Source organism: Flavobacterium rarum (SeqCode) (genome assembly GCF_965234445.1).
GTDB classification, from domain to species: domain Bacteria; phylum Bacteroidota; class Bacteroidia; order Flavobacteriales; family Flavobacteriaceae; genus Flavobacterium; species Flavobacterium rarum.
The window spans coordinates 609,309-620,815 of record NZ_OZ248479.1; the positions used below are offsets into that span (position 1 = coordinate 609,309).

Annotated in this window: 9 protein-coding genes and 1 tRNA gene; all 10 read left to right on the forward strand. The window is 32.9% G+C overall.

The annotated features are described in order from the left end of the window. Position 1 precedes the first annotated feature (1 nt). The 10 genes from murD to AC8GF4_RS02545 all read left to right on the forward strand — a co-directional run bounded on the left by murD (position 2) and on the right by AC8GF4_RS02545 (position 11,436). The gene (murD, locus tag AC8GF4_RS02500) at positions 2 to 1,333 is read left to right on the forward strand and encodes a UDP-N-acetylmuramoyl-L-alanine--D-glutamate ligase (protein WP_506592471.1); all 1,332 of its coding nucleotides are present in this window, start codon (positions 2 to 4) and stop codon (positions 1,331 to 1,333) included. Positions 1,334 to 1,511: 178 nt separating this feature from the next. Continuing rightward, entirely contained in the window at positions 1,512 to 2,831 is a 1,320-nt protein-coding gene (locus AC8GF4_RS02505) for an FtsW/RodA/SpoVE family cell cycle protein (protein WP_506592473.1), read from the forward strand. Positions 2,832 to 2,907: 76 nt separating this feature from the next. Next, complete coding sequence (murG, locus tag AC8GF4_RS02510; protein WP_506592475.1) at positions 2,908 to 4,011, forward strand: undecaprenyldiphospho-muramoylpentapeptide beta-N-acetylglucosaminyltransferase; 1,104 nt, start codon at positions 2,908 to 2,910, stop codon at positions 4,009 to 4,011. A gap of 34 nt (positions 4,012 to 4,045) precedes the next feature. Continuing rightward, positions 4,046 to 5,395 carry a UDP-N-acetylmuramate--L-alanine ligase gene (gene murC / locus AC8GF4_RS02515; protein ID WP_506592477.1) on the forward strand — a complete coding sequence of 450 codons (1,350 nt, stop codon included), beginning with the start codon at positions 4,046 to 4,048 and terminating at the stop codon, positions 5,393 to 5,395. Continuing rightward, on the forward strand, positions 5,382 to 6,104 hold the full coding sequence (locus tag AC8GF4_RS02520) for a cell division protein FtsQ/DivIB (RefSeq protein ID WP_506592479.1): 723 nt from the start codon (positions 5,382 to 5,384) through the stop codon (positions 6,102 to 6,104). The genes murC and AC8GF4_RS02520 overlap by 14 nt, the downstream gene beginning before the upstream one ends. A 6-nt stretch (positions 6,105 to 6,110) precedes the next feature. Beyond that, positions 6,111 to 7,490 carry a cell division protein FtsA gene (ftsA, locus tag AC8GF4_RS02525; protein ID WP_506592481.1) on the forward strand — a complete coding sequence of 460 codons (1,380 nt, stop codon included), beginning with the start codon at positions 6,111 to 6,113 and terminating at the stop codon, positions 7,488 to 7,490. A 100-nt stretch (positions 7,491 to 7,590) separates the two neighbouring features. Further along, entirely contained in the window at positions 7,591 to 9,531 is a 1,941-nt protein-coding gene (gene ftsZ / locus AC8GF4_RS02530) for a cell division protein FtsZ (protein ID WP_506592806.1), read from the forward strand. A 426-nt stretch (positions 9,532 to 9,957) separates the two neighbouring features. Then, positions 9,958 to 10,407: a GatB/YqeY domain-containing protein gene (locus AC8GF4_RS02535; RefSeq protein ID WP_506592483.1), complete on the forward strand. Its 450-nt coding sequence runs from the start codon at positions 9,958 to 9,960 to the stop codon at positions 10,405 to 10,407. A gap of 66 nt (positions 10,408 to 10,473) precedes the next feature. Beyond that, a tRNA-Arg gene (locus tag AC8GF4_RS02540) sits at positions 10,474 to 10,547 on the forward strand. A 76-nt stretch (positions 10,548 to 10,623) separates the two neighbouring features. After that, positions 10,624 to 11,436: a zinc-dependent peptidase gene (locus AC8GF4_RS02545; RefSeq protein ID WP_506592485.1), complete on the forward strand. Its 813-nt coding sequence runs from the start codon at positions 10,624 to 10,626 to the stop codon at positions 11,434 to 11,436. Positions 11,437 to 11,507 lie beyond the last annotated feature (71 nt).

Sequence of the window (11,507 nt, forward strand, 5' to 3'; positions counted from 1 at the left end):
TATGAGACTAGTAATATTAGGAGGCGGAGAAAGCGGTGTAGGTACTGCTATCCTTGGAAAAAAGAAGGGTTATGATGTTTTTGTTTCCGATTTTGGAAAAATAAAAGAGAGTTACAAAGAAGTTCTTGTTATAAATGGAATTGCTTGGGAAGAAGAAAAACACACTGAGGATTTAATATTGAATGCGGATTTGGTAATGAAGAGTCCTGGAATTCCGGACAAATCAAATATAGTAAAACGGATAAAAAACAATGGGATTTCAGTTATTTCTGAAATTGAATTTGCAGCTCCTTTTACAAAAGCAGTTACCATTGGGATAACAGGAAGTAATGGCAAAACCACCACCACAATGTTGACTTATCATTTACTGAAAGCAGCTGGTTTAAATGTTGGAATTGCAGGAAATATTGGAAAAAGTTTTGCTTGGCAAGTGGCAGATAATGACTATGATTTTTATGTATTAGAGCTGAGTAGTTTTCAACTGGATGGAATTCTAAATTACAAGCCTCATATTGCAATTTTAACCAATATTAGTCCGGATCATTTGGATCGTTATGATTACAAATATCAAAATTATATTGATTCAAAGTTTAGAATCACAATGAATCAAACAGAGGAAGATTTTCTTATTTATGATTCAAACGACGAAGCCATTTCGGAATGGTTGAGTAAAAATAATGTGAAGGCCCAATTAATTCCTTTTTCGTTAACAAACGAATTTAATAAAGGAGCTTATATAAAAAATAATAAAATGGAAGTAAAAATCAACCAAGAAGAGTTTACAATGGACACGGAATACATTGCATTAGAAGGAAAACATAATTTAAAAAATGCAATGGCAGCAACTTCTGTAGCTAGGATTCTGCAAATAAGAAAAGAAACTATTCGTGAAAGTTTATCAAATTTTCAAGGGGTTGAACATCGTTTAGAAAAAGTTTTGAAAATTCAAAATGTTCAGTATATCAATGATTCCAAAGCGACCAATGTGAATTCAGTATTTTTTGCTTTAGATAGTATGAATACACCTACTGTATGGATAGTAGGTGGTGTAGACAAAGGAAATGATTATCATGAATTAATGTCGCTAGTTCGTGAAAAAGTAAAAGCTATTATTTGTTTAGGAATCGATAATAAAAAGATTATTGACGCTTTTGGTAATGTGGTTGATATTATGGTTGAAGTTGACAATATGAACGAAGCCGTTCGTATGGCTCAACGTTTATCCGAAAAAGGAGATACTGTTTTGTTGTCTCCAGCTTGCGCCAGTTTTGACTTGTTTGAAAGTTATGAAGATAGAGGGAAACAATTCAAGCAAGCAGTTAAGAATCTATAGTTTAGACCTTTTAGACTTCTTAGATTTTTAGACTATATAGTTTATACATATCTAAAAATCAAAGAAGTCCAACAATCAAAGAAGTCTAACAGTAAAAGAAGTCTAGTAATCAAAGTAGTCCAACAATCAAAGAAGTCCAACAATCAAAGAAGTCTAACAGTCAAAGAAGTCTAATAAAATGAAAGAACTAATTAACAAACTAAAAGGAGATAAAGGTATTTGGTCATTCGTGGCCTTATTGGCCTTGTTTTCTTTTATGCCTGTTTTTAGTGCAAGTAGTAACCTGGCTTATTTAGGTCACGGTACTGGAAATACTTTAGGATATTTAGTGAAGCATTTTGCACATATCTGTATTGGATTTTTAATTATATATTGGGTTCATAATATACCCTATCTTTATTTCAGAACCATTTCAAAAGCAGGGTTGCCTGTGGTTTGGTTATTATTGGCTTATACTTTGATTAAAGGAACTGTTATTGCTGGTGCCAATGCAAGTAGATGGATTCAAATTCCTTTCATAGGATTGTCATTTCAAACTTCTACAGTTGCAGCTATCTTTTTGTTTATTTTTGTTGCCCGTTATTTGTCCAAGACTAGAGAAACTCCAATTACTTTCAAATCTTCTTTATGGGAACTTTGGACACCTGTTTTTATAACATTGATTTTTATTTTACCTGCCAATTTTTCAACTACAGCTTTGATTTTTTCAATGGTTATAATGCTTGTTTTTATAGGTAGATATCCATTAAAATATATTTTTTTCATCATTGGTTCTGGAATTTTATTCTTGACTTTTTTCATTTTGATTGCCAAAGCATTTCCTGATTCTAGATTTTTTAGTAGAGTAGGTACATGGGGAAGTCGTATTGAGAATTTTACCAGTAATAAAGCAGACGAAGATGATTATCAAATCGAAAAAGCCAAAATCGCAATTGCTTCTGGGCAAATATATGGTTTAGGTCCAGGAAAAAGTGTTCAAAAGAATTTCCTTCCTCAATCTTCATCCGATTTTATTTATGCCATTATTGTAGAAGAATATGGATTGGTTGGTGGAATAGGGGTTTTGCTTTTGTATTTGTTACTATTGTTTCGATTTGTAGTTGCGTCTCATAAAGCCAATACTCGTTTTGGGAAATTAGTAGTTATAGGCTTAGGGTTTCCAATGATTTTTCAAGCTATGATTAATATGGCTGTCGCCGTAGAGTTGTTGCCTGTTACTGGTCAAACTTTACCACTAATCAGTAGTGGAGGTAGTTCTATTTGGATGACTTGTTTTGGTCTTGGAATTATTTTAAGTGTGACCAAAAAAGAAGAAGAAATTGCAGCAGAAAAATTATCTAAAGAGATAAGAGAAGAAGCACTTCAAAGACTTATTGATAAAGAGTTAGAAGAAGATTTGGAAGAAATAGTTGATATAGAGACAAAAGATGATGGTAAATCTAATAATTATTCGATTAATGATACATCTTCAAATCCGATGAATGCAGTATTGAAATAATTTGATTTTTAGTATTTTTTAAACGATTCTTTTTTTACAATTTATGATGATATAGATTCATTTTAATTTTTTAATAATGGCAAAATACAAATTCATTTTAAGCGGCGGAGGAACTGGAGGGCATATTTACCCTGCAATTGCTATTGCAAACGAATTAAAATCTCGTTTTCCTGATGCAGCTATTTTGTTCGTTGGTGCAAAAGACAAAATGGAAATGCAAAAAGTACCGCAAGCAGGATATAAAATAAAAGGACTTTGGATTGCAGGTTTGCAAAGAAAATTAACAATTCAAAACGCAATGTTTCCTTTTAAATTATTGAACAGTTTGTGGGAATCCAGAAAAATAATAAAAGATTTCAAACCAGATGTTGTTATTGGTACAGGAGGTTTTGCTAGTGGTCCATTATTAAAAATGGCAAATAGTTTGAATGTTCCAACGGTAATTCAAGAACAAAATTCATATCCAGGAATAACAAATAAATTATTAAGTAAAAAAGCCAATCGTATATGTGTAGCTTATGATAATTTGGAACGGTTTTTTCCGGCAGCCAAAATGATTTTGACTGGGAATCCTGTTCGTCAAGATTTAATTGATGTCAAAGACAAAAGAGAAGTAGCGTTGACCCACTTTAAATTGGATCGAAATAAGAAAACACTTTTGGTATTAGGTGGAAGTCTTGGAGCTAGAAGAATCAATCAATTAATTGAAAAAGAATTAGACTATATTCTTTCATTAAATGTCCAAGTTATTTGGCAATGTGGAAAGTTTTATTTGGAAGAATACCAAAAATACAATAAATATAATGTTCAAGTCGTTGCTTTTATTGAAAGAATGGATTTGGTCTATGCAGCAGCAGATGTAGTGATTTCGCGTGCTGGAGCTTCTTCTGTTTCAGAATTAAGTATAGTGGGAAAACCTGTTATTTTTATTCCGTCACCAAATGTTGCAGAGGATCATCAAACCAAAAATGCCCAAGCAATTGTAGACAAAAAAGGAGCCATTTTGATAAAAGAATCACAATTAGACGAAGATTTTGTAATTGTATTTGAGTCTTTGATAAAAGATATTGGGAAACAACAATTTTTAAGTAAAAGTATAAAAAAGTTGGCTATGCCAAATGCAACAATACAAATCGTTGACGAAATTGTAAAATTGATTGACGTAGGAAGTAAGAAATAAAATAGAGGCCTTAGAATCTTATATAAAAAGCAATATGAACTTAAATCAAATAAAAAACGTCTATTTCATTGGTATCGGTGGTATCGGGATGAGTGCTTTGGCTCGATATTTTAAAGCCATAGGAAAACAAGTTTCGGGTTATGACAAAACACCTTCGATTCTGACAAGTGAATTGATTGAAAGTGGCATTGATATTCATTTTGAAGATAATATTGGGTTAATACCAAATAATTTTTATTCGGAAAACACACTGGTGATTATAACACCTGCTGTGCCGGTAAATCATTCGGAATGGAATTATTTCTTGGAACGAGATTATCAAGTAAAAAAGAGAGCCGAGGTTCTCGGAATAATTACAAAAGATACTTTTTGTTTTGCAGTAGCAGGAACACACGGAAAAACGACAACTTCAAGTATTTTAGGACATATTTTGTATGAAAGTGGTGCTGATGTGACTGCTTTTATAGGTGGAATAGTGGAGAATTATGATTCGAATTTAATTGGAAACGGTAAAACGGTTACAGTTGTTGAAGCCGACGAATTTGATCGTTCTTTTTTGCATTTGCATCCCAATATTGCTTGCATTACATCTATGGATGCCGATCATTTGGATATTTATGGAACAAGCGAGGCTATTGAAGCTTCATTTGTAGAATTTGCAGATAAAGTTGAAGATAAAAGTAAGCTTTTTATAACTAATGAATTGCCTCTTGAAGGTGTTATTTGTGCTGTAAATGAAGAAGCCGCTTTTGAAGCCTACAACGTAAGAATAGAAAACGGCAGTTACGTTTTTGATGTTAAAACCCCAAACGAATTGATTAAAGATTTACGTTTCGGTTTGCCTGGAAAGCATAATTTAATGAATGCTTTAATGGCATTAGCGATGGCAATAACCTACGGCACCCCAACCGAGGTTATTGCAAGAGCTTTATTATCTTTTAAAGGTATAAGAAGACGTTTCTCCTATCAAATTAGAAAGGAAAATTTAGTATATATTGATGATTATGCCCATCATCCTACGGAAATTAATGCGGTTCATCAAGCGGTTCGAGAATTATATCCTGGTCAAAAAGTTTTGGCTATTTTTCAGCCTCATTTATTTAGTAGAACTAAAGATTTTGCAGATAATTTTGCCAAAAGTTTATCCGCATTTGATGAAGTATTTTTGTTAGAAATTTATCCAGCTCGTGAATTGCCTATGGAAGGAATAAATTCAAAATGGCTTATGGATAAAATGACCAATGAACATAAAAAAATAGTGAGTAAGGAAGATTTAATTCCTGCAATTTTAGCCAATGATGCTCGCATTATTGTAACAATCGGAGCAGGAGATTTAGGAGAGATGGTGCCATCAATTAAAAAAGCATTATATGAAAGTCTTTAATTGGAATAACATACGACTAGTACTCATGATTGTTTTGGTCGTTTTTCTTTTTTCGTTTACATCCAAACGTAATTCAAAAAGGAAATTAACTAAAGCAGCAGTGGTTTTTGTAGGTGAAAACTCAATGTTTGTTAAGCAAGAAACGGTTAATAAATTGTTAATAGAAAATAAATCGAATGCTTCTACCATACCAAAAGATAAGTTAGATTTGAACAAATTAGAGCAAGAATTAGATGCTCATGAAATGATCGAGAAAGCGGATGTGTTTGTGAGTATCGATGGTGTTCTAACGGCGGTTGTAAAACAAAAGACTCCTATCGCTAGAGTCTTTGATCGTAAAGGTTCTTTCTATGTTGATAGTGAGGGTAATACTATGCCTTTGTCGGCAAATTTTACAGCTCGCGTTCCACTTGTGTCTGGGGAGATAAACAAGAAAAAAAACAAAGATTTATTTAAATTATTTAAGATAATTTATGATGATGCGTTTCTGAGAAAAAACATCATTGGCATACAAATTATGCCCAATGGTAGCTTATTAATGTTCAATAGAAATTATAATTACCATATTGATTTTGGTAGTTTGATAAATGTTGAAAGAAAATTCAAAAATTACAAAGCTTTTTTTCAGAAGGTAAGTTTGGATAGTTCTTTGTATAAATATAAAAAAATAGATCTCAGATTTACGGAACAAGTAGTTTGCACAAAATAATAGAAAATGGAAAAAGAGAATATTGCAGTAGGTCTAGATATTGGGACGACGAAAATTGTTGCCATGATAGGCAAAAAGAATGAGTATGGGAAACTTGAAATTTTAGGTGTTGGTAAATCTAAGAGTTTAGGTGTGGCTAGAGGTGTAGTAAACAATATTACACAAACCATTCAATCTATACAACAAGCGATACTTGAGGCCGAAAACAATTCGGGTTACAAAATAAAAGATGTGGTTGTAGGTATAGCAGGTCAACACATAAGAAGTATTCAACATAGTGATTATATAAGCAGAAGTAATCCCGAAGAAGTAATAGGTGGAAGTGATATCGATTTATTAATTAATCAGGTTCATAAATTGGCCATGTTGCCAGGGGAAGAGATTATTCACGTATTGCCTCAAGAATTCAAGATTGATGGACAATCAGATATCAAAGAGCCAATAGGTATGTATGGTGGAAGATTGGAAAGTAGTTTTCATGTTGTCGTAGGTCAAGCGTCATCCATCAGAAACGTCGGTAGATGCATTCAAAGCTCAGGAATTGAATTGTCCGGATTAACATTAGAACCATTGGCATCTTCGGATGCGGTTTTAAGTCAGGAAGAAAAAGAAGCTGGAGTAGCTCTTATCGATATTGGAGGAGGAACTACCGATTTGGCCATTTTCAAAGATGGAATTATTCGTCATACAGCAGTTATTCCTTTTGGAGGAAATGTAATTACTGATGATATAAAAGAAGGTTGTTCTATAATCGAAAAACAAGCTGAATTGTTAAAAGTGAAATTTGGTTCTGCTTGGCCAGGAGAAAATAAAGACAACGAGATTGTTTCTATTCCAGGTCTAAGAGGAAGAGAACCTAAAGAGATTTCGTTAAAGAATCTTTCCAAAATAATTAATGCGCGAGTTGTAGAAATTATTGAACAAGTTTTTACAGAAGTAAGAGCGTATGGACATGAAGATCCTCGTAAAAAATTAATTGCGGGAATTGTTCTTACTGGTGGTGGTGCACAATTGAAGCACATTAAACAATTGGTAGAATACATCACTGGAATGGATACTAGAATTGGATATCCTAATGAACATTTAGCTGGAAATTCGGATGAAGAAATTTCAAGTCCATTGTATGCTACGGCAGTTGGATTGGTGATGAATAGTATTGAAAACAAAACGCAAAGTGCTGTGAAAATGCAAACCAATAGTGTTCCAGAAAAGGTAACCTATTTTAGAGAGCCAATTGCAGAAATAAAAGAAGTGGTTTATGTAGAACCCGAAAAAGTGTTTCAAGAAGAAACTGTAAAAGAAGAGTCTACAGAAAATAAAATAAGAAGATCTTTTTTTGATAAATATGTAGATAAAATCAAAGATTTTTTAGATAACGCAGAATAATTAATTAAAACTATAATACAATAAATTGTCAAACCTCCTTTTTGCCCCAAGCCTAGAGTAGTTAGAGATAATAGTTAATATAAAAGTAAAACCCCATATGATGCCAAGCAATTCAGAATTTGGAAGTATTTCATTTGATTTACCAAAAAATCAATCAAATGTAATAAAAGTTATTGGAGTTGGTGGAGGCGGTAGTAACGCCATAAACCACATGTTTAAGCAAGGGATTAAAGGCGTTGATTTCATCGTTTGTAATACCGATTCACAAGCACTTGATAATAGTTCTGTGCCCAACAAAATTCAATTAGGTGTAAACTTAACTGAAGGTCTAGGTGCTGGAGCAAATCCAGATGTAGGACATCAATCTGCTATTGAAAGTATTTCTGAGATTGAAAAAATGCTTGATCGCAATACCAAAATGGTTTTTATTACCGCAGGAATGGGTGGTGGTACAGGTACAGGTGCTGCGCCAGTGATTGCTCAATTGGCCAAAGAAAGAGATATTCTTACTGTTGGTATCGTTACTTTGCCTTTCTTATTTGAAGGAAAAGTGCGTCAAGAACAAGCACTTATCGGTATAGAAAAATTGCGTAAACAAGTTGATTCATTAATTGTAATAAACAACAATAAATTAAGAGAAGTATATGGAAATCTAGGATTCAAAGCTGGATTTTCAAAAGCGGATGAAGTTTTGGCAACGGCCTCAAGAGGTATTGCCGAAGTAATTACGCATCATTATACTCAAAATATCGATTTACGTGATGCCAAAACAGTATTGTACAATAGCGGAACAGCTATTATGGGATCTTCTGTTTCATCTGGTGAAAATAGAGCCAAAGAAGGAATTGTTTCTGCTTTAGATTCACCTCTTTTAAATGATAATAAAATTACTGGTGCCAAAAACGTTTTGTTGCTTATCGTTTCTGGTTCCAATGAAATTACAATTGACGAAATTGCCGAAATAAACGAACACATTCAATCTGAAGCTGGTTCCAATGCCAATATTATTATGGGAGTTGGTGAAGACGAAACGCTTGGAGATGCTGTTGCAATTACCATTATCGCTACAGGTTTTGATGTAGAACAACAAAATGAAATCGTAAATGTTGAACCAAAGAAAATCATACATACTCTTGGTGAAGATCAAAGAAGTGTATTCGATTTGTCAAAAAATACTGTTGCAGGTTTTAATCTAAACTCTGAAACACCAATTTCAAATACTACTGATAGAGTTGTTTTTGATTTAATCGAAGAAATAGCTATTCCAGAGCCAGTAATTTCATCGATTAATGATGATGAATTAATAGGCATGTCTGAGTTTATTAAAAATTTGGATGTGACTTTCGAAATTGTTTCTCCTATAAAGGAAATTGATTTTATCATCTCGAATCCAGTTGCAGAACAGCTTAAAGAAGACACAATAGATTCTACTCGTTTTCAAGAAAAACAACAAGAACAAACTGTTTTTACTTTCGATTTGCCAATTCAAAAACCAGTACCCGTTCAAGCTGTTGAAGAACCAAATTTCTTGTTTGAGTTAACAAATGAAACAAAAGAAATAAACGTAGTGCAACCTGTTCAATTTGTTCCCGTAACAGAATTATCAGATAATGGCATTATCAAATATTCTTTGGAAGAGTACATGGAAGTGGAAAATGATTTGTTGGAGTGTAAACCAGTTGCCAAAGCAGTAGCCGAAGCAATTCCTGCCGAAATGAATATCACAATGAAACAAGTTGCAGAACCTGTTGAGACTCCCGTACTAGCAAACAATTCTCCTATTGACATGACTATAGAAGAAACATTGCGTTTTAGAGCCGAAGAAAGAAGAAGAAAACTAAAAGATTTCAATTATAAGTTTCACGATACAATATCAAAAGTGGATGAATTAGAAAGAGAACCAGCTTACAAAAGATTTGGTATTGATCTGTCGAGTTCACAAACAAATAATTCAAATTCAAGAATATCTGTTGGTACAGATAGCAATAATGATTTGCAATTGCGTTCCAACAACTCGTATTTACATGACAATGTAGATTAATTAACTCAAAACAATTTGAGATAGCCCGAAAATACCTTTTTATTTTCGGGTTATTTTTTTGTTAGTATGAGATAGGACAGTAGTTGTTAATGCGAGTAAAATTTTCTAAATTTGTCGGGCCTAATCCAGCTGTACATTTCAAGCTTTTTGTCGTAACTATTTTTTTTTAAGAACAAGAAAGAGCTTCTTTCAGTCGCTTTTCCAGTTCAAGAAAAAATATAGTTTCTCTCAAAAAGGCTTTCCATTTCCATCTGGGGCAGATGATTTGAGATTGTAGATCAGAGATTTTAGATTTTAGATTTACATTTTCATCAACTTATCATTTCTAAAACAAATATGGATATTCAAGATTTCTATTTTAAGATAAACTTTCATGAAATCAAGAATCTAAAATCTAAATTCAATAATCTAAAATCATAAATCGATATGAGTTTATCAGTACAAATCATGGACGAAATGAAAACCGCCATGAGAGCCAAAGATACAGTAGCATTAGAAGCCTTAAGAGCTATTAAATCCGAAATATTATTAGCACAAACTGCATCAGGATCAAAAGAAGAAATCTCAGCAGAGGATGAGATTAAATTACTTCAAAAACTGGTTAAAATGCGTAAGGACAGTGCTAAGATTTTTACAGAACAAAATCGTTTGGATTTGGCTGAACCAGAATTGGCACAAATCGCAGTAATCGAAAAATTCTTGCCTGCACAATTAAGTGAAGCCGAAGTAGAAGAAGTAATAGCAAAAATCATTGCCGAAACTGGGGCATCAGGAATTGCATCAATGGGTAAAGTTATGGGATTGGCAGCTGCTCAACTTGGCGGAACTGCTGAAGGAAAAACCATTTCTACAATAGTTAAAAAATTATTGACTTAAAATAAAATAGACTGTTGGTTAACGTTTTTAAATCTAAACTCGTTAATCAACAATCTAAAATCAACCGACTGCGTAGTTCAACTGGATAGAATATCAGATTTCGACTCTGAGGGTTGCAGGTTCGAACCCTGCCGTGGTCACAATCAGAAAGCAAAATTGTAGTAGTTTACAGTTTTGCTTTTTTTATAACTTAATATCAAATAGTTCTGTTTTTTCATGCAAAATATCGCACTCCTTTTTACTATTATGGTTTTTGTTTTGGCTTTTGGTCTTTTACTTCGGGTGCTGTTTAGGATTGTAGAATATTGTTACGGTTTGTTATTTGACAAACCTGTTTTTGTTCATTTTTGCCCTTTTCCCAAAAAAATAACCCCAGTTGCAATTGATTTTCTTACTAAGGAGTTTACTTTTTACACGAACTTATCAGATAAAAAAAAGGTTTATTTTGAACATCGAGTTGCTCGTTTTTTGGATAATTACGAATTTGTAAGTCGCGATAGTTTTGTAATTACAGAAGAAGTAAAAGTCCATATTGCAGCCACAATTACTATGTTGTCTTTTGGTATGAGACAATATCTTTGTAACGTTTTTGATAAAATTATTATTTACCCATCCGTCTATTATTCAAATTTATCCAAACAATACCATAAAGGGGAGTTTAATCCCAATGCAAAAGCTGTAGTTTTTTCTTGGGAAGATTTCCAAAAAGGATTTGATATAACCAACGATAATTTGAATCTTGGAATACATGAATTTGCACACGTGCTGCACCATCAGGGAATGCGCAGTAATGATATTAGTGCACTACTTTTTGCCAGAATGTATACTGAAATAAATGAGGAAGTAAGTATTCCAAACGTTAGAGAACAATTAATAGCATCCGAGTATTTCAGGATTTATGCATTTACAAATCAGTTTGAATTTTTAGCGGTAATCCTAGAGAATTTTTTTGAAACACCTTCGGAGTTCGAAAAGCAATTTCCCAATCTTTATCATAAAGTGAGCTTGATGCTGAATCAAAGAATTTAAGAAATTGTTGCTTTTTGCTTCCTCTTTTCTTATCTAATTTTTTTAAGCATTAGGTTTATGTTCTCATTTAT